This window comes from Duganella guangzhouensis, from assembly GCF_009674535.1.
GTDB classification, from domain to species: domain Bacteria; phylum Pseudomonadota; class Gammaproteobacteria; order Burkholderiales; family Burkholderiaceae_D; genus Rugamonas; species Rugamonas guangzhouensis.
Window position 1 is genome coordinate 161,614 of record NZ_WKJK01000007.1, and the last position, 22,990, is coordinate 184,603.

Genomic DNA, 22,990 nt, shown 5'->3' on the forward strand with positions numbered 1-22,990 from the left:
AAAACTGATGAAGACGAAAAAAAACCGCCTCGAAAGGCGGTTTTTTGTGGCCGGCGATGTCGGCTTATGCGCCTTCGCGCGAAGCTTTCTTACGCTCGTGCTCTTTCAGGTGACGCTTGCGCAGACGGATCGATTTCGGGGTGATTTCTACCAGTTCGTCGTCGTCGATGAATTCAACAGCGTATTCCAGCGACATCTGGATCGGCGGCACCAGGCGCACCGCTTCGTCGGTACCAGACGAACGCACGTTGGTCAGCTGCTTGCCCTTGATCGGGTTAACCACCAGATCGTTGTCACGCGAGTGGATACCGATGATCATGCCTTCGTACACTGGGTCGTTGTGGACCACGAACATACGGCCGCGATCTTGCAGTTTCCAGATCGCGTAGGCAACGGCGGCGCCGTCGTCTTGCGAGATCAGCACGCCGTTACGACGGCCGCCCAGTTCGCCTTTCGAGTTATCGACCGGTGCGTACGCATCGAACACGTGCGACATCAGGCCGGTACCACGGGTCAGGGTCATGAACTCGCCCTGGAAGCCGATCAGGCCACGGGCTGGAATACGGTATTCCAGACGCACACGGCCTTTGCCGTCGGATTCCATGTTTTGCAGGTCGCCACGACGACGGCCCAGTTCTTCCATCACGCCGCCCTGGTTGGCTTCTTCAACGTCAACCGACAGTTGCTCGAACGGCTCGTGGCGTACGCCATCCACCATTTTGAACACCACGCGTGGACGCGATACGGCCAGCTCGAAACCTTCACGACGCATGTTTTCGATCAGGATGGTCAGGTGCAGCTCGCCGCGGCCCGATACTTCGAAAGTGGTGTCGTCTTCGGTTGGGGCAACGCGCAGTGCCACGTTGGCTTTCAGTTCTTTGTCCAGACGGTCGCGCAGTTGACGCGAAGTCACGAACTTGCCTTCGCGGCCAGCCAGCGGCGAGTTGTTGACCATGAAGTTCATGGTCAGGGTAGGTTCGTCGACGGTCAGCATCGGCAGCGCGTCCGGGGTGTCCGGTGCGCACACGGTCGAGCCGATGCCGATTTCTTCGATACCGTTGATCAGCACGATGTCGCCGGCAACCGCGTCATCCACCAGCACGCGCTCCAGACCTTTGAAGTTCAGCACCTGGTTGATGCGGCCTTTGATCGGGGTCGCGCCCGGACCGTTCAGAACGATCACGTCCTGGCCGGTTTTAACGCGGCCGCGGTTGATACGGCCAATGCCGATCTTGCCGACGTACGACGAGTAGTCCAGCGAGGTGATTTGCATCTGCAGCGGACCGTCCGGATTGTCGTCACGGACTGGCACGTGTTCCAGGATGGCGTCGAACAGTGGCTTCATGTCGCCCGAGCGCACGTCTTCGGTCAGGCCGGCGTAGCCGTTCAGGCCCGATGCGTAAACGATAGGGAAGTCCAGTTGCTCGTCGGTGGCGCCCAGTTTGTCGAACAGTTCGAAGGTCTGGTTGATGGCCCAGTCAGCGCGCGCGCCTGGACGGTCCACCTTGTTGACCACCACGATCGGCTTCAGGCCCAGCGCCAGCGCTTTACGGGTCACGAAACGGGTCTGTGGCATTGGGCCTTCTTGCGCATCCACCAGCAGCAGCACCGAGTCCACCATCGACAGCACGCGCTCCACCTCGCCGCCGAAGTCGGCGTGGCCTGGGGTGTCGACGATGTTGATGTGCGTGCCTTCGTACTCAACCGCGCAGTTTTTCGACAGAATGGTAATGCCGCGCTCTTTTTCGAGGTCGTTCGAGTCCATCACGCGGGTGTCGACCGCCTGGTTTTCGCGGAAGGTACCCGACTGGCGCAGCAGTTGGTCAACCAGCGTGGTTTTGCCGTGGTCAACGTGGGCGATGATAGCAATATTGCGAATTGCGCGTTTAGTATTAGACATGGTTGTATATGTGCGGAAAAACTGCGAGTGAGTACCTTCGAGGTACACGAAGCCGGCTAGTATAGCATGTTGCGATGCAACTGCTGTCGTCCGCTGCCTGAATATTTTTCAGGCAATCGTTGCGTTTGGTGCAATCGACGATTACCCAAACATCAATTTTCGCAACGCACTGCCGTTTTTATACTGCTTCAGTGAGCAAACACTGGAGTTTTATATGCGACTGAGCGATTTACCCGCCGCCGCGCCAGCCGCTCAGACCGCGTTCGGACTGCGGCTGGCGACCGGCCTGGGCGGTGTGTTGCTGGCCGTGCTGATGGCGGGCCTGAACGAAAACATTACCAAAGCGGCACTCGGCGACATTCGCGGCGCCATGGGGATTGGCGCCGACGATGGCGTCTGGCTGCTGGCGGTGTACGCCGCCGCCTCGGTCAGCGCGATGGCGTTTGCACCGTGGTGCTCGGTGACCTTCTCGCTGCGCCGCTTCACCATCGGCGCGATTGCCGCGTTTGCGGTGCTGGGCCTGTTAAGCCCGTTCGCGCCGAACGTGCCGACGCTGTTGCTGCTGCGCGCACTGCAGGGCCTGGCCGGCGGCGCGCTGCCGCCGATGCTGATGACGGTGGCACTGCGCTTCCTGCCGGCCAACATCAAACTGTACGGTCTGGCCAGCTACGCGCTGACCGCCACCTTCGGCCCCAACCTGGCCACGCCGCTGACCGCGCTGTGGACCGAAGCCGCCGGCTGGCAATGGGCATTCTGGAACATCATCCCGCCCAGCCTGCTGGCGATGGCGGTCGTGGCCTGGGGCTTGCCGCAAGACCCGCTCAAGCTGGAGCGCTTGCGCCAATTCGACTGGCTGGGTCTGCTGTTGGGACTGCCGGCGATCTGCATGCTAGTGCTGGGCCTGTCCTTGGGCGAACACTACAACTGGATGCAATCCGGCCTGATCGCCGTGCTGCTGGTCGGCGGCAGCCTGCTGCTGCTGGCGTTCATGGTCAACGAATGGTCGCATCCGCTGCCCTTCTTCAAGCTGCAACTGCTGGCGCGGCGCAATCTGTCACATGCACTGCTGACCTTGGGCGGCGTATTGTTCGTGCTGCTGGCGGCCAGCCGCATCCCGGGCGGCTTCCTGGCGCAGGTGCAGGGTTACCGGCCGCTGCAAAGCGCACCGCTATTCCTGCTGGTGGCGCTGCCGCAGTTACTGGCGCTGGTGGCGGTGGGCGCGCTGTGCAACCTGCGACGCGTCGATTGCCGCTGGGTGCTGGCGGCCGGACTCGGCCTGCTGGCGCTGTCCGCCGTGTTGGGGACGGCGATCACGCCGGAATGGCATCGCGACAACTTCTACCTGCTGCTGTCGCTGCACATCGTGGCGCAGCCGATGGCGGTGATCCCGCTGCTGATGCTGGCCACCACCGGTCTGCCGCCGCAGGATGGTCCGTTTGCCTCAGCCTGGTTCAACACCATCAAAGGCTTTGCCGCAGTGCTGGCCGGCGGCGTGCTGGATTTCGCCGGCACCGAACGCGCCCGCTTCCACGCCAGCGCCATGGCGGACCGGCTGGGCAACAGCCCCTGGCTCGACGCAACGGCGCCAGTGCTGCGCCAGTTGCATCAACGTGTGACCGCCGATACCGCCGCCGATATGTACTGGATTACCGCCGCGCTGGCGGCGGCCATGATCCTGCTGATTCCGGTGCTGCCCACGCGTGTCTATCCGCCGCGCGCAGCCTGACCTTTTGAATACTGGAACCCTGATGAAACATTTACCCAAAACTTCCGCGCTGGCGATCGCCGCCCTGCTGCTGTGCGGCGTCGCATATGGCGGCTCGCGTTTGCTGAGCACGCCGCAACTGCAAACCACCAACGACGCTTTCGTTGCCGCCGATGTCACCGTGCTGATGCCCAAAGTGAGCGGCATCGTGACCGAGGTGCCGGTGACCGACAACCAGGCCGTCAAAGCGGGCGATCTGCTGCTGCGCATCGACCCGCGCGACTATCAGGCCGCGCTGGCGGCGGCGCAGGCTGGTGTCGCCAATGCGCAAGCCACGATCGACAACGCCGCCGCCACGCTGGAACGGCAACGCTTCCTGATCGCGCAGGCCGAGGCCACAGTGCGCGCTGACGATGCCGATCTGGTGCTGGCGCGCAGTGAGCTGGCGCGTTACAACCGTCTGGCCAGCCAAGGCGCCGGCACCGCGCAGAACGCCCAGCAGGCACAGGCGAAGCACGACGCGTTGCAAGCCCGTTTGGCGCAAGATCGTGCCGCGTTGGGCGCCACCGGCCAGCAGCGCAATGTGCTGCAAACCCAGCTAGCGGTGGCGCAGGCGCAGTTGCGCAAGGCGGAGGCCGTGCAGCAGCAGGCGGCGCTGGACCTGTCACACACTGAAGTGCGCGCGCCGCAGGATGGCGTGATTGCACGGCGCAGCGCGCGGGTTGGCGCGCACGTCGGCCCCGCGACCGCGCTAATGGCGGTGGTGCCCTTGCAGCAAGCCTATGTGGTGGCGAATTTCCTCGAGACGCAGCTGGCGCGGGTACAGCCGGGCCAGCCGGTCAGCATTGCCGTGGACGGCTGGCCGGATGCGGTCGTCACCGGGCATGTCGAAAGTATCGCGGCGGCCACCGGGGCCACCTTCTCGGCCGCCGCGCCAGACAACGCGACCGGCAACTTCACCAAGGTCGTGCAGCGCATCCCGACCCGGATAGCACTCGACAGCAACCCGGCATGGCGCGGCAAGCTACGGGTTGGCATGTCCGTCACCGCCAGCATCGACACCGCCGCCGCGCCCAAGCCGACGCCGCTCGCAATGGCAGGTGCCCAATGAGCGCCCGCCCTCACCCGGCCAGCGCCGGCCGCCTGCAACCACGGCCCACGCTCACAACAACATTAGCCACCTTGCTGATCGCCACCCTGACTGGCTGCACCACCCTCGGCCCGGACTTCCAGCCGCCAACCGCGCAATTGCCCGCCGCATGGCCGGCGCAGCAGAGCGCAGCCGGCGCCGTCGACCTGTTGTGGTGGCACAGCTTTGGCGACCCACTGCTGCCATCGCTGATCGCCCGCGCCACTGCGGACAATCTCGATCTGCAGACAGCCACCAGCCGCCTGGAGCAAGCGCGCGCCGCCCGCACCAGCATCGCCGGCGCGCAGCAACCGGAACTGAACGCCACGCTGGACGCCGCGCGTGCCCGCAACAGCCAGATCGGCCTGCTTGATCCTTCCGGCCTGAACGGCACCCATCCCTACACTGTCGGCAACGCCGGCCTCAGCGCCAGCTGGGAGCTGGACCTGTGGGGCCGCGTGCGCCGCACGGTGGAAACCGCCGATGCGCAAGTCGAAGCCGCGCAGGAGCAACGCCACGCTGTGCTGCTGGCCGTCGCCGCCGAGACCGCACACGCCTACATTCAGCTGCGTGCCACCCAAAGCCTGTCGGCGCTGACGCAAAAGAATCTCGACATCGCCCGTGACAGCGCCAGGCTGACCGCACTGCGCCGCCAGGAAGGCGTAGCAACCGAGCTCGACGTCGCACGCGCTGCCGCCCAGGTCGCCACCATCGAAGCCCGACTGCCGGCGCTGGCGCAACGCGAACACCAGCTGATCTCCGCGCTGGGCCTGCTGCTGGCCCAGCCGCCGCAAGCGCTGAGCAAAGAGCTGAGCAAAGAACTGACAACCAGCGCAGGCGATGCCAGCGAAGCCGGCGACCATGCGCTCAGCACCATCCCCGCCGGGCCGCAGCTCACCGCGCTGGGTCTGCCGAGCGAGCTGGCGCAACGGCGACCCGACATTCGCCGTGCCAGCGCTGTGCTGCATGCCGCCACCGCCGGCATCGGCGCGGCGCAGGCCGATTTCTATCCGCGCATCAGCCTCGGCGCCAGCGTCGGCAGTCAAGCCATGCAACTGTCCGAGCTTGGCAGCTGGGACAGCCGCAGCTTCGGCATCGGCCCGTCCATCAGCCTGCCGCTGTTTGATCGCGGCCGCCGCGCCGGCACACTGGCATTGAGCGCGGCACGCCAGCAGGAAGCCGCCCTGGCCTACCGCAAAACCGTGCTGACCGCCTGGCACGAAGTCGACGAAGCCGCCAACGCCGTGCGCGCCCAACAGCAACGTCAGCAAGGTCTGACCACCGCCACCGGACAAACCCGGCGCGCACTCGGCTACGCCCAGCAGCAATACCAGGCCGGCAGCGTAGACTTCCTCAACGTGCTGAGCGCGCAAGACGCGCTGCTCAGCACCGAAGCCGCGCTCACCGAAAGCCGCGCCGCCGCCGCGCTGGCCCAGGTTGACCTGTACAAAGCGCTCGGCGGTGGCTGGCAGGAGCATGGTAAGCTCAGCCCATGAAAATGCCCGATATCAACCTGCTGGTGGCGTTCGACATCCTGCTGGAAGAAGGCAGCGTGGTCGGCGCCGCTCAGCGCATGCATCTGAGCACGCCCGCCATGAGCCGCACCCTGGCGCGGCTGCGCTTAGCCATCGGCGACCCGGTGCTGGTGCGCGCCGGTCGCGGCCTGGCGCCAACGCCGCGCGCGTTGGCGCTGCGCGAGCAGGTGCGCAGCGTGATCGAACAAGCCCATGCCGTGTTCTACACCGGCCGCGAAGTGGAACTGGCGACGCTGGAACGCACCTTCAGCATCCGCGCCAACGACGTCTTCATCAACGCCTATAGCGGCGCGCTGCGGACAGCCTTCCGCCAGCACGCGCCCAACGCCGTGCTGCGCTTCGTGCCGGAAGGCGATATGGAAGATGGCGCGCTACAGGAAGGCCGCATCGATCTCTACATCAGCTCAATGCGCGACTTCGGCGCCGATATCAAGGTACAGGAATTATTCGAGAATTCATTCATCGGTCTGGCACGCGAAGACCATCCGATTTTTGACGCGCCGGTCGATGCCGAACGGCTGGTGCAGTTCGACCACATCAGCGTTTCGCGCAAGGGTCGCGCTTACGGCCCGGCCGCCAAGCTGCTGGCCGAACTCAAGCTGGAACAGCATGTGGCACTGATCGTGCCCAGTTTTCACTCGGCGGTGTTTGCGCTGGCCGATACCGACCTGGTGGCGCCGCTGATTCCGCGCTCGATGTTGCACAGCATCCAGCGACTGGGCATGCGGGTGCGGCATTTTGAATTTCCGCTGCCGCTGACCACGGTGAAGGTGGTGCAGGCATGGCATCCGCGCCTGGACAGTGATCCCGCGCACCGCTGGCTGCGGCAGACCATCAAACAGGCTTGCCAGCAGGATCAGCGCGCGGTATGACTTAGCCGTGACTGACGGCGATCAGACGTTCCGGCTGCAGAATGCTGTACTCGGCCAGGATGGCGGTGCCCAGCAGCTTGTCGTCCAGATAGACGCGCACCCGGCCCTGCACCGGCGGCACCGTGATCGACGGTTCCTTGCCCAGCGGCAGACGCTGGCCGTTGAGGAAGCGCTTGGCCAGCGCCTCGTTCAGCTGTACCGCCGGGAAGCTGGACAGCAGCGCGTCGACCGGCGACAGCAGCGTCAGCGGCGCGGCGTGCGCGGCCAGCTCTTCCAGCGTGATCATGCGCTCGGTGGTCAGCGCGCCGACTTGCGTGCGGCGCAGCGCGTTCAGGTGCGCGCCGCAGCCCAGCGCCTTGCCGATGTCCTCGCCCAGCACGCGGATATACGTGCCCTTGCTGCAGGTGACCGACAGCTTGAGGAATGGCGCTTCGTACGAAATAAATTCCAGCTTGTGGATCACCACGTCACGCGCTTCGCGTTCCAGCGTGATGCCTTCGCGCGCGTATTCGTACAGCGGCTTGCCGTCGCGCTTCAGCGCCGAATACATCGGCGGCACCTGCTTGATCGGGCCACGGAACTGCGCCAGCACCGCTTCGATCTGCGCCTGCGTGACGTTGACCTCGCGGCTTTCCAGCACCTGGCCTTCGGTGTCGCCGGTATCGGTGGTCTGGCCGAGGTGGACGATGGTGTCGTAGCTCTTGTCCGCTTCCAGCAAGTCTTGCGAGAACTTGGTGGCTTCGCCAAAGCACAGCGGCAGCAGGCCGGTGGCGAATGGGTCCAGCGTGCCGGTGTGGCCGGCCTTCTTGGCGTTGAGGATGCGCTTGGCCTTGATCAGCGCGTCGTTGCTCGACAGACCGACCGGTTTATCGAGCAGCAGCACGCCGTCCACCAGATCGCGGACGCGTTTCATACGGGCTTGATTCATTACGCTTCGCCGTCTTCCTTGCCGTCGTCGAGCGAGCGGGTCGAATTGGCCTGGTCGATCAGCGCCGACATCGCCATGCCGCGCGCGGCCGAGGTGTCGTGCACGAAATGCAGCGCCGGCAGCGTGTGGATGTGCAGACGCTTGCCCAGCTGGTTGCGCAGATAGCCGGCGGCGGCGTTCAGGCCGGCCAGCGTGTTCTTCACGGTTTCCGCATCGTCCTTCAGCATGGTGAAGTAGATTTTGGCGTGCGCGTAGTCCGGGGTCAGTTGCACCTCGGCCAGCGTGATCATGCCGACGCGCGGATCTTTCAGTTCAAAGGCGATCAGTTCGGACAAGTCTTTCTGGATCTGATCGGCCACGCGCTGACCGCGCTGTGGGATGTTTTTGCTATGTTTTGCCATGATGATTCCATAAACGGCAAGTGGACGGGAAGGCCCGTCCACTTTACCAGATACTGCTTTGCTACCCGTAAATTACAGGGTACGCGCGATTTCCTGCACTTCGAACACTTCCAGCGAGTCACCCACCTGGATGTCGTTGTAGTTCTTCAGCGACAGGCCGCACTCCAGACCGGCGCGCACTTCTTTGGCGTCGTCCTTGAAGCGTTTGAGCGAGTCGATTTCGCCAGTCCAGACCACGATGTTGTTGCGCAGCAGGCGGACCGACGAGGTACGCTTGACGACGCCATCGGTAACCAGGCAGCCGGCGATCGCGCCAACCTTGGACACCAGGATGACCTGACGCACTTCCAGCTGACCGGTGACGGTTTCGCGTTTCTCTGGTGCCAGCATGCCGGACAGCGCCGCTTTCACTTCCTCGATCGCATCGTAGATGATGTTGTAGTAACGAATATCCACGCCGTTCGATTCGGCCAGCTTGCGCGCCTGGGCATCGGCACGGGCGTTGAAGCCGATGATGACCGCTTTCGAGGCTACCGCCAGATTGACGTCCGACTCGGTGATGCCACCGACCGCCGCGTGCACCACCTGGACCCGTACTTCCGAGGTCGACAGTTTCTGCAGCGATGCCACCAGTGCCTCCTGCGAACCCTGCACGTCGGTCTTGATGATCAGCGGCAGGTTCTTCACCTCGCCCTCGGCCATCTGGTCGAACATGTTTTCCAGTTTCGCGGCTTGCTGTTTCGCCAGTTTCACGTCGCGGAACTTACCTTGACGGAACAGACCGATCTCACGGGCTTTACGCTCGTCCGCCATGACCATGACTTCTTCACCGGCTTGCGGCACTTCGGTCAGACCCTGGATTTCGACCGGGATCGATGGGCCGGCTTCGTTGATCGGCTTGCCGTTCTCGTCCAGCATCGCACGAACGCGACCGTAGGACGAACCCGCCAGCACCACGTCGCCGCGCTTCAGCGTACCGGACTGCACCAGGATGGTGGCCACCGGGCCCTTACCCTTGTCCAGACGGCCCTCGACCACCAGGCCGCGCGCAGGCGCATCGGCCGGCGCTTTCAGTTCCAGCACCTCGGCTTGCAGCAGCACTTGCTCCAGCAGGTTGTCGATGCCTTCACCGGTTTTGGCCGATACCGGCACGAATGGCGAATCGCCACCGTATTCTTCCGGCACCACGCTCTCGGCGACCAGCTCCTGGGTCACACGGTCGACGTTGCCACCCGGTTTGTCGATCTTGTTGATCGCCACCACCAGCGGTACGCCGGCAGCTTTGGCGTGCGAGATCGCTTCCTTGGTCTGCGGCATCACGCCGTCGTCGGCCGCCACCACCAGAATCACGATGTCGGTGGCTTTCGCACCACGGGCACGCATCGCCGTAAAGGCTTCGTGACCCGGCGTATCCAGGAAGGTGATCATGCCGCGCGGGGTGTCCACGTGGTAAGCGCCAATGTGCTGGGTAATGCCGCCGGCTTCGCCCGACGCCACTTTGGCGCGACGGATGTAGTCCAGCAGCGAGGTTTTACCGTGGTCGACGTGACCCATGACGGTCACCACCGGCGCGCGTGGCACCGATTCGTAGCTGGCGTGCTCGCCCTGGTCGGCCAGAATCGCTTCCGGATCGTCCACCTCGGCAGGATGCGCCTTGTGGCCCATCTCTTCCACCACGATCATCGCGGTTTCCTGATCCAGCACCTGGTTGATGGTGCACATCTGGCCCAGCTTCATCAGCTGCTTGATGACCTCGGATGCCTTGACCGACATCTTGTGCGCCAGTTCGGCCACGGTGATGGTTTCAGGAACGTACACGTCCTTGATGATGGCTTCGGTCGGCGCCTGGAAGTTGCTTTCGCGGTCGTCGCTCTGGTGATGACGACGGCCACCACCTTTGCCACCACGCCAGCCGTCGCGGCCGGTCGAAGCACCGCCGCCGGCGTTGCCGCCACGGCCTTTCGAACCACCCGGTGCGCCACGTTTCTTGGCATCGTCCTGCCAGGTCGACGACACGTTGGCCGATTTGATGGCCTTCTTGTCGCCAGTGGCTGGCTTTTTGTCGTCTTTCTTGTCAGCGGCCGGCTTGGCGGCATTCGCCGCCGTGGCTGGCTTGTGCAGCGTGCCTTCCGCCACTTTCGGCTTGGCCGGCGCGGCCGCAGGTGCCGGTTCCGGCGCCTTCACGGTGCGACGAGGCTGGCTCATCATGGCCTTGATCTGTGCCACTTCATCGGCCACGGCCTGGCGTGCGCGCTCGGTGGCGGCGGCTTGTTCAGCGGCCTCCTTGGCGGCAACAGCCTTCTTCTTGGCTTCATCGGCAGCAGCTTTTTTCTTGGCTTCTTCCGCGGCTTGCTCCACCACGGTGGCGGCCGAGGCGGCGGCAGCGGCGGCAGCGGCGCGCTTGGCTTCCTCTTCGGCTTCTTTCTTCGCGGCGGCTTCCGCTTCGGCGGTGGCCTTGGCCTGGGCGGCCTTGTCGGCTTCCAGCTTGGCCAGACGCTCTTGCTTCTCGCGCAGCTCGGCTTCCTGGCGCGCGATCAGTTCGGCTTGCTTGTTGGCCTCTTCTTCGCGGCGCGCGATTTCAGCCGGGTCCACCACTGGCGCCGGCGCTGCGGCAGGCGTGGTGGTCAGCGGCTCGTCGCGCTGCACGAAGGTGCGTACTTTCTTGACCGCTACCTGGATGGTGCGTGCCTTGCCATTGGCGTCAGCCTGTTTGATCTCGGTGGTTTCCTTGCGGGTCAGCGTGATCTTTTTCTTCTCAGGCTGCTCGGCGCCGTGAGTGCGGCGCAGATGTTCCAGCAGCTTATCCTTATCCTCTTTCGACAATGGATCTGACGCCGAACTTTTGTCGACGCCAGCAGAACGCAGCTGCGTCAGCAGCAAATCTGCAGGCATCTTCAGTTCGGTGGCAAATTGGGCTACGTTGTTACTCGCCATTCAGTCCTCTTTTCTATGTGTCGCGGAGATGATAAAGATAAAAATTACGCTTTGGCGGCTTCAGTCAGGCTCCACGCCTTGGCTTGCAGCGCCTTGGCGCGGTCGTCGTACTTAGCGTCGACCAACTTCATCTCATCGTCGGTCACATCTTCAAATTCATTCTTGATCAGGGCACGGGCACGGTCCGCCGACAGCGCCAGAATGGCGCCGAATTCGTCGTAGGCCAGACCGGCGAATGCTTCCACCGTCTTGATGCCGGCCAGACCCAGCTTGCCAGCGGTGATGCGGTCCATGCTTTCCAGACCGACCAGCGCTTCTTCCATGCCTTCCAGACCCTCTTCCGAGGCGATCGCTTCGGTCACCAGCGCGTCACGGGCGCGGGTACGCAGTTCGTTGACGGTGTCTTCGTCAAACGATTCGATTTCCAGCATTTCGGAGATCGGCACGTAGGCGATTTCTTCCAGGCTGGCAAAGCCCTCTTCCACCAGGATGTCGGCCACTTCCTGGTCGACGTCCAGTTTTTCCATGAACAGCGCGCGGATCGCGGCGGTTTCCTGGGCGGCTTTGTCGGCCGATTCCTCGGCCGTCATGATGTTGATCTTCCAGCCGGTCAGGTCCGAAGCCAGGCGCACGTTCTGGCCGGAACGGCCGATCGCGATTGCCAGGTTTTCCTCGTCCACCACCACGTCCATGGCGTGCTTCTCTTCGTCCACCACGATCGACGACACGTTGGCCGGGGCCAGCGCGCCGATCACGAACTGGGCCGGATCTTCCGACCACAGCACGATGTCCACGCGCTCGCCGCCCAGCTCGCCGGTAACCGCTTGCACGCGCGAACCGCGCATGCCGACGCAGGTACCGATCGGGTCGATGCGCTTGTCGGCGGTGAACACGGCGATCTTGGCGCGCACGCCGGCGTCGCGGGCAGCCGATTTAATTTCCAGCATGCCTTGCTCGATTTCCGGTACTTCCAGCTCGAACAGCTTCATGATGAATTCCGGCGCGGTGCGCGACAGAATCACTTGCGGGCCGCGCATATTGCGGTCAACGCGCAGGATGTAGGCACGGACACGGTCGCCGATACGCAGATTCTCTTTCGGGATCATCTGGTCGCGTGGCAGACGGGCTTCGATCTTGCCGGATTCAACGATGGCATCGCCGCGCTCCATGCGCTTGATGGTGCCGGTGACCAGCGAGTCGCCGCGTTCCAGGAAGTCGGCCAGGATCTGTTCGCGCTCGGCGTCACGCACGCGCTGCAGCACCACTTGCTTGGTGTCTTGCGCGAAGCGGCGGCCGAATTCCACCGATTCAATCGGCTCTTCGATGTAGTCGTCCACTTCGATGTCGGCGATTTGTTCTTTCGCTTCGAAGTGCAGGATTTCCTGGTCCGGCAGTTGCAGGCCCGCTTCGTCCGGCACCACGTGCCAGCGGCGGAAGGATTCGAACTCACCCGACTCGCGGTCGATCGAAACGCGGATGTCTACTTCACCCTCATACCGTTTCTTCGTGGCACCCGCCAAAGCGAATTCCAGTGCGCCAAATACCACGTCTTTGTCGACGTTCTTCTCACGCGCCAGCGCGTCTACCAATAACAAAACTTCGCGACTCATGCTTTGCGTCCCTTAAAATCCACCTGTGGCACCAAGCGTGCCTTATCTACATCGGCGAGCGTAAACTCCAACAGCGCCGGGCCTTCATTGCTTTCAAATTCCAACGACAAATTATCGCCAGCGGGCTCTTGAATGATGCCCGTGAACGATTTCCGGTTGTTCGTACCCGGCATGGCCGTGCGCAGCTTGATGACTGCTTCAAGGCCGGCAAAACGTGCGTAATCCGACAGCTTGCGCAGCGGCCGATCCAGTCCCGGCGACGAGATTTCGAGACGTTCGTAATTGACGTTCTCGACCGTCAGCACGTGCGACAGCTGATGGCTGACCGTGGCACAATCTTCCACGGTGATCGGACCTTTTTCTTCGGCTTCTTCGGCGCTGAAATCGATAAACACGCGCAGCAGTCCGCGCTCGGCCCGTTCGACATCAACCAGCTCATAGCCCAGACCGGTCACGGTCTTTTCAATTAATTCCGGCAGCTGCAAGAAAATTCTCCAGTTCAAGGCTCGTTTGCATGGTGCAAAAACGAACCCTTCAAAACGATTCAACAAAAAAAAAATGGGCATCTGCCCATCTTTTAATAACACCTAGCCAGATGAAGGTTGCTTGGAGGTTTAGAACCGGTCCAGAACTTTTATACTAGGCTAGATATTATAACCTTATATCAGCTGCGCTGCAATGCCGCAGGGCGGCATGAGCAGGCTTACAACAAAGGCGATGGGCCGAAATCAGCCCTTGCGGCGACGCGCCGTACCATGGTCGCTGGCACCGCCGCGCGGCTGTTGGCCACGGCGTTGCGCACCGGCACCGGCACCCGCGCCGGCGAAGCCGAACGTGGTCTGCAACGGGTCTGGTTGACGCGGACCGCGGCTCGCGCCCTTGGCTTGCTGATTGCTACGGCCTTGACCACCCTGACCGCCTTGACCACCACCTTGACCACCTTGGCCACGGTTACCCTGGCCTTGCGCGCGCGGCGCTGGCGCCTCGCCCAGCGGACGACCGCCGGCGTATGCACCGATGCCTTGTGGACGACCACCTGGACGGCTCGAGCTTTGGCCACCGTTGCCGCCGTTACCACCCTGGCCCGGGCGGCCCTTGCCGCCACGGTTGCCACCATTGCCACCGCCGTTGCCGCCGAAACCGCCCTGGCCACGGCCATTGCGGGGCTGCTTGGCGAATGGCAGCGCGTTGGCGTTGCTGACGTCGGCACGGTTGAAGTTAGGCTCGTTCTCGTCGTCCTCATCGTCGTCGTAATCACGATCTTCGTAGCGATCGGCGCGTTCAGCGTGCTGATCGCGGCCTTTCTGCGGACGCTTTTCCGGGCCTTTGTTCTGCGCCGGCTTGGCTTGCTGCTTCGACTGTTGCTGTGCTTGCTGTTGCTGCGGTTGCGGCTGGCCGCCACCTTTTTTCTCGACACTGTACGCCGCCATCAGCGCGCGCACCGCGTTTTCTTCCAGCTCGTCCCAACGGCCGCGTTTCAAGCTGCTAGGCAGGGTCATGGCGCCGTAGCGGGTACGGATCAGGCGCGACACGGTCAGGCCGATCGCCTCGAACATGCGGCGCACCTCGCGGTTACGACCTTCACCGATCACCACGCGGTACCACTTGTTGATGCCTTCGCCGCCGCCATCGGCGATCTTGGAGAACTGCGCCGTGCCGTCTTCCAGCTCAACGCCGGCCAGCAGTTTCTGACGCATGCCCTCTTCCAGCTCACCCAGCGTGCGCACCGCGTATTCACGGTCGATACCGTAGCGCGGGTGCATCAGGCGGTTGGCCAGGTCACCGGAGGTGGTGAACAGCAGCAGACCTTCGGTGTTGAAGTCCAGACGGCCCACGGCCAGCCATTTGCCAGCCTTCATGGTCGGCAGGCGGTCGAATACCGACGGACGGCCTTCCGGATCGTCCATCGACACGATTTCGCCAGCCGGCTTGTGGTAGACCAGCACGCGCGGCGGCTTCTTGCTGACGCGGCGCTGGATCAGCTTGCCATTGATGCGCACCGCATCGGTCGGCAGGATGCGCTGACCGGTGTGGGCTGGCTCACCATTGACCGACACGCGGCCGGCCAGGATCAGTTCTTCCATGTCACGGCGCGAACCCAGACCGGCTTCGGCCAGCACCTTGTGCAGCTTAGGCGCATCGTCGTCGGCAGTCAGATCACGGCGCGCCGGCTTTGGCTGCTGGCGGCCCTTCGGCTCTTCGCTATCGAAAGCGTCCGACGTGACATAGGAGAATGCCGCATCGGCGTCATTCGGCTTGCCGCCGGCGTTCTGGCCGCGCTGCTTGCCGTTCTTGTTCTTGCCATTGTTGTTGCGGGCTTGCTTGCCGTTGCGCTGCTGATTGTTGTTGCGCTGCGGCTTGCCGTCCTGGGCGGCGGCGGCGACTGGCGCGCCCTCTTCCGCGACCACGGCGCCTTCGACGGCTTCCACTGACTCAGGACGCGGCTGCGCGGCCTGACGGGCGGCGCGCATTTCACGCATCTGACGCGGGCCACGCGGACGCTGGCGATCACCCCGCAGCTCGCCAGCTTCGGCGGCTGGCGCGGCGGCGACAGGCGCTTCCGAGGCCGGAGCGGCTGGCGCTTCCACGGCAACGGCTTCCGCTTTCTTGGCGCGCGGCTTGCGAGCTGGCTTGGCTTCAGCGGCCGGGGCGGCTTCAGCAGCGGCCGGCGCGGCATCGGCGACACTGGCGGCAGGCGCCTCGCTGGCGGCGACCTTGCGGGCGCGCGGCTTTTTGACCGGCGCCGGAGCGTCGGCGGCGTCGGCTACAGCTTCGGCGGCAGCCTTGGGCTTGCGCTTAGGCTTGGCGGCAGGCGCGGCGTCAGCGCTTGCGGTGACCTCGGCGGTGCCGGCGGCTTCCGCTGCGATCTGGGCTTTGGTACGGCGTTTAGGCTTGGCGACAACGTCGGCCGCAGGGGCGTCGTTCACTGTCTCAGGAGTATTAGGATTGTTCATTATTCGTTTCTTGGTTGTGCTCAGCGTCAACCGTTAAATCTGGCGCGGGGCCGGGTTCTTGCTCAGCGCTGTCCTGCTGCGCCGCTTTTTCAAAGTTCTCTTGCAGGGCCGCTTCCAATGTTTCCATGGCATTCTGCCCTTCACTGATTTGCTGCAAAGGCGGCAGCTGGGACAGCGAATTCAAGCCCAGATCATCCAAAAACTGCTTGGTGGTGCCCAACAAGGCCGGGCGCCCCACCACATCGCGATAGCCGACCGCATCCACCCAACCACGGTCTTCCAGCATCTTGATCGTCTGCGAATTGACGGCTACGCCGCGTATCTCTTCAATATCGCCCCGCGTGACCGGCTGTCGGTAGGCGATGATCGCCAGCGTTTCCAGCGTCGCCCGCGTATATCTGGGCGGCTTTTCCGGATTCAGCCGCTCGAGATACAACTTCATCTCGGGACGGCTCTGAAAGCGCCAACCGGTGGCCAGGCTGATCACTTCCACGCCTTTGCCGGCCCAGTCGACCCTTAATTCTTCCAACAATTCCTTGATCGTATCGGCACCTACGCCGACGCCCAACGGGCGGTCCTGGTCGTCCAGTTCGACAAACAGCTTTTTCAGACTGTGGATCGATAGCGGCTCACGAGCGCATAGCAAGGCGGTTTCGAGGACTTTTTTAGCCTCAACTGTATCCATAAGCAAAATCGAAAGAAATCAATCACGTTCATTGAGGCTGGCGGGAGGACTCGCTGAACTGCTTTTCCGACACCAAGGCCTATGCGCACCCGGCGGGAAGGAGGGACATGCCGGCAATGGCCGAAGCCATTGCTTTCTACGTGAAACGTGGGCAGGAAGCCAGACGTTTCATCCAACAACGCGAATTGTACCTGATAAAAGCGCAAAACGCGCATTTCGACGTCGTCGAAATGTAACTGAGCTTACACAGGGGCAAGTCTTTCTGACAAAATTGCAGAAACACCAACGAACGCCGGGTATTCCGCCGTGATCACCCAGGTCGGCACCGCCGACAGGTATTTATTGAAACGGCCCTTGGCTTCGAAGCGGGCGCGGAAGCCCGAACGGTCGAAGCGCGCCCCCAATTTCGGCACGATGCCGCCACCGATGTAGACGCCGCCCTGCGCGCCCAGCGTCACCGCCAGGTTGCCGGCGATGGTGCCCAGCATGCAGCAGAACGCTTCGATCACTTCGTCGCACAGCGTGCACTCGCCAGCCAGCGCGCGGCGCGAAATTTCAGCGGCGCTCAGCTTTTCAGCCGGCAAATCGCCCAGATCGGCCAGCGCGCGATAGATCAGTTCAATGCCGGCGCCGGACATCAGGCGTTCGGCCGACACGTGGTCGAATTCTTTCCAGGCGAATTGCAGGATCGCCAGCTCGGTCGGATTGGCCGGCGAGAAAGTGACGTGACCGCCTTCGCTCAGCAACGCGGTCCAGCCATCCTTGCCCGGAATCAGACCCGACACGCCCAGGCCGGTGCCGGCGCCGATCAGGCCCAGCGGAGTGCCCGGCACGCCGACGCCACCACCCACCTGATGTTTCTGCGTGGCCGACAGCTGCGGCAGCGAGCTGGCCAGCGCGGTAAAGTCATTGACCACCACCAGCGTGTCGAAGTTGACTTCACGGCGCAGCGCCTCGATCGAGAATGCCCAGTGGTGATTGGTCATGCTGACCATGTCGCCGGTGACCGGATTGGCAATCGCGATGGCGCCATTGCGGATGCCGGTCACGCCCAGCTGGGCCACGATCGGCGACGCCAGGTACGCGACCAGGGCGGCGGCCAGGGTCGGGTAAGCGGCGCAAGCCAGCACATCGATCGCCTCAATCTTGCCCGGCGCGATTTCCAGCGCAAAGCGCGCGTTGGTCCCGCCGACATCCGCCAGCAGACGCGGGCCACCAGGGAAGGCAGTGGTCAGGGAGGGAGGCGTTTGTACGGATTGAGCAGTCATGATGGGTCAAAAATAGTTGAGGCTTAAGCTTAAGGTATTTTCACCCACTCAAGCAAGCAAAGTTTGTAGTTTTAGTACAGTTTGCTACACAACTTTACGATTGCGAAGATTTAAGCCGTAGTATGACTACCACGTCATGCTGGAATCGATTCCGGACGCAGAAAAAATTAACGCCGCGAACAGCGGCGTTGGATCAGGCGGAGGCGGTGTTGTCTTCGGGCAGTGTGTCGCGGTTGCCGAAGGCGGCATTCCACGCTTCCAGCCCGCCGTGCAGCGGCCGGGCGCGGTGGTAGCCATGGCCGATCAAGCCCTTGGCCACGTGGGCGGCGGTGACATCGTTGGGGCAGCTGCAATAGACGATGATGTGGCGCCCCTTGTCCAGCGCGATGATGTCGGCCGTCGGGTCGCCGCCGTTGAACAGCAGCGCGCCCGGTACGGCCGGGTCCAGCATCTGCGCCGTCACGCTGCGGGCGTCGACCAGCACCGGTTCCGTGCCCTGCTCCAGCAGCTGTTTCAAGTCGTCGATCGAAATGCGTTCGATATCCACCGACTGATGGAAACGCTTGCGCTCGACATATTTGAACGAGACGAACAACAGCAGCAGCACACCCAGCACGATCAGCGCGGTGGTACCCATGGTGCTGAGGATGTCGAGCACCTGGTCGACACTGGTATGGAAGAAGGCGCCGATGGCAATACCGGTACCGCTCCAGACCAGCCCGCCCAGCACGCTGAAGCCGAGGAAAGTGCTATTGCTGGTGCCCATGGCGCCGGCCAGCGGCGGCGCGATGGTGTTAAAACCGGGAATGAACTTGGCGACGATCAGCGCCTTCGGTCCCCAGCGGTTGAAATTGTCTTCGGTCTGGCTGACGCAGTAATCCGGCGACAACGAAATCTTGCACAGCAGCTTGAGGATGCGCTTGCCGTAGTAGCGGCCGGCGCGGAACCAGAAATAGTCGCTGATCAGGCAAGCGACGATGGCCACCGCCAGCACCACCGGCCAATGGGTATCGCCATCGACCGACATGGCGCCGGCCACGATCAGAATGGGAAACGCAGGAATAGGCAGGCCGAGCTGTTCGATCAGCACCACGCCAAACACGATCAGGACACCATATTCCTGGAGCAGGAGGATTAAATTCGCCATACAGATATCTTAACTTAAAAACCGCTTAACCGTGCCGGGGCACCGCAGCGAGTAGTGCCTGGGTATAGGGCTGTTGCGGATTGCGGTACAACGCCTCCGCATCGGCCAGCTCGACCACTTGACCATGCCGCATCACCATCACCTGATCGGCCAGGAATTTCACCACCGCCAGATCGTGCGATATGAAGATGTATGACAGCCCCAGCTCGTCCTGTAAATCCCGCAAAAGGTTGAGCACCTGCGCTTGCACCGACACATCCAGTGCCGACACCGATTCATCGCACACCAGGATTTCCGGCCGCAGGCTCAGGCAGCGCGCGATGGCGATGCGCTGCCGCTGGCCGCCGGAAAATTCGTGCGGGTAGCGCTGCCAGGCGGTGGCCGGCAAGCCGACCTGGTCCAGCAGCGCCCGCGCCGCCGCCTCGCGGGCGGGCGCATCGGCGCCTATGCGGTGGATTTGCATCGTCTCCAGCAGGATTTGCCCCACCGTGTGGCGCGGGTTCAGCGAGGCGTATGGATTCTGGAAGATGATCTGGATGCGGCGCTTGTATGCCTGGAATTCGCGTGCGGGCATGCTCAGCAAGTCGCGGCCGTCGAACAGCACGCTGCCGCCGCTGGCCTGGCGCAGCCGCAGCAGGGTCAGGCCGAGCGTGGTCTTGCCGGAGCCGGATTCACCGACGATGCCCAGCGTCTTGCCGCGCGCCAGCGTGAACGAGACGTCTTGCACGGCGCGGAATTCGCGCTGGCCGAACCAGCCGTCGCGCTGCCAGAAGCTGGTGCTGAGCTGGCGCACTTCCAGCAACGGCCGCCCGCTGTCATTCCGGCATAGGCCGGAATCCATGCTGAGCTGGCCTTCCTGCGTCCTATGGATTCCGGCCTGCGCCGGAATGACGGCGAGGTCGCCGATCACGGGCAGGCGCCGCGGACTCGCATCCAGCGTCGGCCGGCAAGCCAGCAGCGCGCGCGTGTAGTGGTCGGCCGGCTGCGTCAGCACCTGCCGTGCCGGACCGGCCTCGCGCACCTCGCCGTGGCGCATCACGACGACCTGATCGGCAATCTGCGCCACCAGTCCGAGATCATGCGTAATAAACAGCACCGACATCGCGCGCCGCTGTTGCAGCCGCGCCAGCAGTTCCAGGATCTGCTGCTGGATCGTGACGTCGAGCGCGGTGGTCGGCTCATCCGCAATCAGCAGCCTCGGCTCGCAGGCGATCGCCATCGCGATCATCACGCGCTGTTGCTGGCCGCCGGACAGCTGGCTGGGATAGGCGTCGATCTTGCTGGCCGGATCGGCAATACCCACCTCTTCCAGCAACTCCAGCGTACGGCGGCGCGCTTCAGCGCGGCCCATGCCCATATGCAGCCGCAGCACTTCTGCTATCTGCGCGCCCACCGTGAAGACCGGATTCAGCGACGACATCGGCTCCTGGAAAATCATCGCGATCTCCTTGCCGCACAGCGCGCGCCGTTGCGTGCGGTCCAGCGCCAGCAGCTCGCGGCCGTCGAAACGGATGCTGCCGCTTACGCTGGCCGCCGCATCGAGCAGCCCCATCACCGCCAGCGCGCTGACCGATTTGCCGCTGCCGGATTCCCCCACCAATGCCACGGTGGCGTTGGCTGGCACCTCGAAGCTGACGCCTTTGACGGCCTCGGTCCGGAAAGCGATGCGCAAGTCGCGCACTTCGAGCAGGCTCATGATTTCACCTTGGGGTCGAGCGCATCGCGCAGCGCGTCGGTGAACAATGAAAAGGCGGTCACCAGCACGGCCATGGCGCCGGCGGCGGCGGCCAGTTGCCACCAGCGGCCCAGCAGCAATTCGCCCTGCGCCTCGTTCAGCATGCTGCCCCATGACACCACGCCGACCGGCACGCCAAAGCCAAGGAAGCTGAGGATGACTTCGGCCTTGATGAAGCCCACCACCAGTATCGACAACTGCACCAGCACCACATGGCTGACATTGGGGAAAATATGGACGAACATGCGGCGCCAGTGCGAGGCGCCGATGGCATCGGCGGCCAACACGTATTCGCGCCCCTTGTGCTTGAGGTATTCGGCGCGGATCAGGCGGTAGGGACCGGTCCAGCCAGTCAGGCCGAGGATCAGGACGATGGTCAGCACGCCTTTCTGCTGCAGCACGGCGGCCACGGCCAAGATCATCAGCACCGAGGGGATGGCGGTGAAGATGCTGTAGAACCAGTTGAAGCAATCGTCCACCACGCCGCCGCAATAGCCGGACAGCGCGCCGAACACGGTGCCCAGGCTCACCGCCAGCAAAGCCGCGCCCAGGCCGATGACGATCGACGTTTCGCCGCCCTTGATGGTTTTCTTCAGGATGTCATGGCCCCACTTGTCGGCGCCGAACGGCAAACCGGCGCGACGGCCGGCGCCTGCGATGCCGCCGCCCTCGCCCGCTGCGCGCAAGGCGCGGATGTCGTCGGCCAGCGGGTCGAACGGGTTGTCAGGCAAGGCCGCGGACGCGGCGCCCGGCATGGCGGCCGGCGCGGCGAAAGACGCGTTGGCCAGCCAGGCCGGCGGCGCGTAGCTGACGCCGGCCTCAGCCTCCCAGTCGGCGGCAATCAGGCCGGCGGCCGCCAGCAACACCATCACCAGAAACGCCACCACCACCGCCAGCGACGCCACTGCCAATCGGTCCGCGCGCAAGCGCCGCCACGCCATCATTTGAGCGACACCCGTGGATCGAGCGCCTGGTACAGCACATCCGTCAGCAGATTGAACACCATGGTAGCGGCCGCCACGTAGACGGTAATCGCCTTAATCACCGGAAAATCACTGCGCTCCACCGCCAGAATCACCTCGCGCCCGATGCCGGGGATGCCGAAGAAGCGCTCCAGCAAAAACGCCCCGATCAACAGCGCCGGTAGATTCGACATAACGTAAGTTAGCACCGGAATCGCCGCATTACGCAGCACATGCACCCACATCACACGCCGCTCACTGAGCCCCTTGGCGCGCGCGGTGCGCACATAATCCTGGCCGACCTCATCCAGCACAAAGCTGCGGAACAGCCGCAAGGTGGGCGCCAGCGACACCGCCAGCCCGATCACAATCGGCAGCGCCGAATAGCGCAGCAAATTCTCGCCCAATCCCTCGCCCCAGCCCTGCACCGGAAACCAGCCCAGCCTGTATGCCAGCCCGTATTGAAACACGATGATGTAGACCAGCATGCTGACCGACATGCCCACTGTGCAGGCCGCCATCACCAGCCGGTCGGTCAGCGAACCGCGCGTGAACCCGACCGCCAGCGCCAGCGCAATGCCGATCACGGTCTCCAGCACAGTCATTGGCAACAGCACCGTCAGCGAAGGCCCCAGCCGCGAGGCGATGATATGCGAGACCGGCTCGCCGGTGGCCCAACTAAGGCCAAAATCGAAAGTCGCCACTTGGCGGATGAAAATCCCCAACTGCACGTATATCGGCTCATCCACGCCCAACTGGCGGCGTATGTTGGCGATACTGCCGGCATCCGCCATCTTCCCCGCAAGCATGTAAGCCGGATCGCCGCCCACCCAGTTAAACAGCACAAACACCAGCAACACCACGCCCAGCATGGTCGGCAACATCTGCCACAGGCGGCGCATCAGGTAGGCAGGCATCGTGTCTTGAACCTTGATAGGACGGGATCTTTTTATACCCCAGCGCGCACAACACTGCAAATGTGGCAGAAATGTAACGCGCTGTATCAAGATGAACTCAGATTAACAAACGTTTCCAATCACCAAATTGGTGCACTGCGATATCTGCACGACCGTACTTTTGCTAGTTTTATGAAAGTAAATCAATCTTTCCATCGTTTCCACCCCATTGCGCACCAAATTAGAGCGCATTTTCGCTGGAATTCGGGGCAAATCGACGCAAAATTAAACAATATCCATATAAGGGTTTCTACGTTGACAGCATTTCC

At 63.2% G+C, this 22,990-nt stretch carries 18 protein-coding genes; 5 read left to right on the plus strand and 13 right to left on the minus strand.

What is annotated here, in order from left to right; all coding sequences use genetic code 11:
* Nucleotides 1-64 precede the first annotated feature (64 nt).
* Nucleotides 65-1,900, minus strand: a complete 1,836-nt coding sequence (typA, locus tag GJ699_RS15190; protein WP_154377620.1) for a translational GTPase TypA — start codon at nt 1,898-1,900, stop codon at nt 65-67.
* Nucleotides 1,901-2,114: 214 nt separating this feature from the next.
* On the opposite strand from typA, the gene GJ699_RS15195 reads away from it, so the two are divergent.
* From GJ699_RS15195 to GJ699_RS15210, 4 genes are read left to right on the plus strand one after another with little or no spacing between them, the layout of a single operon-like run.
* Nucleotides 2,115-3,626, plus strand: a complete 1,512-nt coding sequence (locus GJ699_RS15195) for an MFS transporter (RefSeq protein ID WP_154377622.1) — start codon at nt 2,115-2,117, stop codon at nt 3,624-3,626.
* A 22-nt stretch (nt 3,627-3,648) separates the two neighbouring features.
* Nucleotides 3,649-4,716, plus strand: coding sequence for an HlyD family secretion protein (locus GJ699_RS15200; protein WP_154377624.1), 1,068 nt, complete (start codon nt 3,649-3,651; stop codon nt 4,714-4,716).
* Nucleotides 4,713-6,230 (plus strand): efflux transporter outer membrane subunit, encoded by a 1,518-nt coding sequence (locus GJ699_RS15205; RefSeq protein ID WP_154377626.1) that lies wholly within the window; start codon nt 4,713-4,715, stop codon nt 6,228-6,230. Before GJ699_RS15200 ends, GJ699_RS15205 begins: the two co-directional genes overlap by 4 nt.
* A complete protein-coding gene (locus tag GJ699_RS15210) occupies nt 6,227-7,141 on the plus strand; it encodes a LysR family transcriptional regulator (RefSeq protein ID WP_154377628.1) in 915 nt (304 codons plus the stop codon). The genes GJ699_RS15205 and GJ699_RS15210 overlap by 4 nt, the downstream gene beginning before the upstream one ends.
* Before the next feature lies 1 nt (nt 7,142).
* Here the strand turns inward: GJ699_RS15210 and truB are convergent, their stop codons facing one another.
* From truB to scpB, 7 genes are all read right to left on the minus strand, one after another.
* Nucleotides 7,143-8,069, minus strand: a complete 927-nt coding sequence (gene truB, locus GJ699_RS15215; RefSeq protein ID WP_154377630.1) for a tRNA pseudouridine(55) synthase TruB — start codon at nt 8,067-8,069, stop codon at nt 7,143-7,145.
* A complete protein-coding gene (rbfA, locus tag GJ699_RS15220) occupies nt 8,069-8,470 on the minus strand; it encodes a 30S ribosome-binding factor RbfA (protein ID WP_154377632.1) in 402 nt (133 codons plus the stop codon). The genes truB and rbfA overlap by 1 nt, the downstream gene beginning before the upstream one ends.
* Nucleotides 8,471-8,542: 72 nt before the next feature.
* The gene (gene infB / locus GJ699_RS15225) at nt 8,543-11,404 is read right to left on the minus strand and encodes a translation initiation factor IF-2 (protein WP_154377634.1); all 2,862 of its coding nucleotides are present in this window, start codon (nt 11,402-11,404) and stop codon (nt 8,543-8,545) included.
* Between the two features lie 44 nt (nt 11,405-11,448).
* Nucleotides 11,449-13,014 (minus strand): transcription termination factor NusA, encoded by a 1,566-nt coding sequence (nusA, locus tag GJ699_RS15230; protein ID WP_154377636.1) that lies wholly within the window; start codon nt 13,012-13,014, stop codon nt 11,449-11,451.
* Complete coding sequence (gene rimP / locus GJ699_RS15235; RefSeq protein ID WP_154377638.1) at nt 13,011-13,499, minus strand: ribosome maturation factor RimP; 489 nt, start codon at nt 13,497-13,499, stop codon at nt 13,011-13,013. The genes nusA and rimP overlap by 4 nt, the downstream gene beginning before the upstream one ends.
* 243 nt (nt 13,500-13,742) lie before the next feature.
* Nucleotides 13,743-15,968, minus strand: a complete 2,226-nt coding sequence (locus GJ699_RS15240; RefSeq protein WP_154377640.1) for a pseudouridine synthase — start codon at nt 15,966-15,968, stop codon at nt 13,743-13,745.
* Complete coding sequence (scpB, locus tag GJ699_RS15245) at nt 15,955-16,653, minus strand: SMC-Scp complex subunit ScpB (RefSeq protein ID WP_154377642.1); 699 nt, start codon at nt 16,651-16,653, stop codon at nt 15,955-15,957. Before scpB ends, GJ699_RS15240 begins: the two co-directional genes overlap by 14 nt.
* A gap of 107 nt (nt 16,654-16,760) precedes the next feature.
* On the opposite strand from scpB, the gene GJ699_RS34980 reads away from it, so the two are divergent.
* The gene (locus GJ699_RS34980) at nt 16,761-16,889 is read left to right on the plus strand and encodes a hypothetical protein (protein ID WP_267877721.1); all 129 of its coding nucleotides are present in this window, start codon (nt 16,761-16,763) and stop codon (nt 16,887-16,889) included.
* Nucleotides 16,890-16,895: 6 nt separating this feature from the next.
* On the opposite strand, the gene GJ699_RS15250 is transcribed toward GJ699_RS34980, so the two are convergent.
* From GJ699_RS15250 to GJ699_RS15270, 5 genes are all read right to left on the minus strand, one after another.
* Nucleotides 16,896-17,921 (minus strand): glucokinase, encoded by a 1,026-nt coding sequence (locus GJ699_RS15250; protein WP_154377644.1) that lies wholly within the window; start codon nt 17,919-17,921, stop codon nt 16,896-16,898.
* 193 nt (nt 17,922-18,114) lie between these two features.
* Entirely contained in the window at nt 18,115-19,068 is a 954-nt protein-coding gene (locus GJ699_RS15255; protein ID WP_154377646.1) for a VTT domain-containing protein, read from the minus strand.
* Between the two features lie 25 nt (nt 19,069-19,093).
* Complete coding sequence (locus tag GJ699_RS15260) at nt 19,094-20,764, minus strand: ABC transporter ATP-binding protein (protein WP_154377648.1); 1,671 nt, start codon at nt 20,762-20,764, stop codon at nt 19,094-19,096.
* Nucleotides 20,761-21,747 carry an ABC transporter permease gene (locus GJ699_RS15265; RefSeq protein WP_154377650.1) on the minus strand — a complete coding sequence of 329 codons (987 nt, stop codon included), beginning with the start codon at nt 21,745-21,747 and terminating at the stop codon, nt 20,761-20,763. The genes GJ699_RS15260 and GJ699_RS15265 overlap by 4 nt, the downstream gene beginning before the upstream one ends.
* A complete protein-coding gene (locus tag GJ699_RS15270) occupies nt 21,744-22,682 on the minus strand; it encodes an ABC transporter permease (RefSeq protein WP_154377653.1) in 939 nt (312 codons plus the stop codon). The genes GJ699_RS15265 and GJ699_RS15270 overlap by 4 nt, the downstream gene beginning before the upstream one ends.
* Nucleotides 22,683-22,990 lie beyond the last annotated feature (308 nt).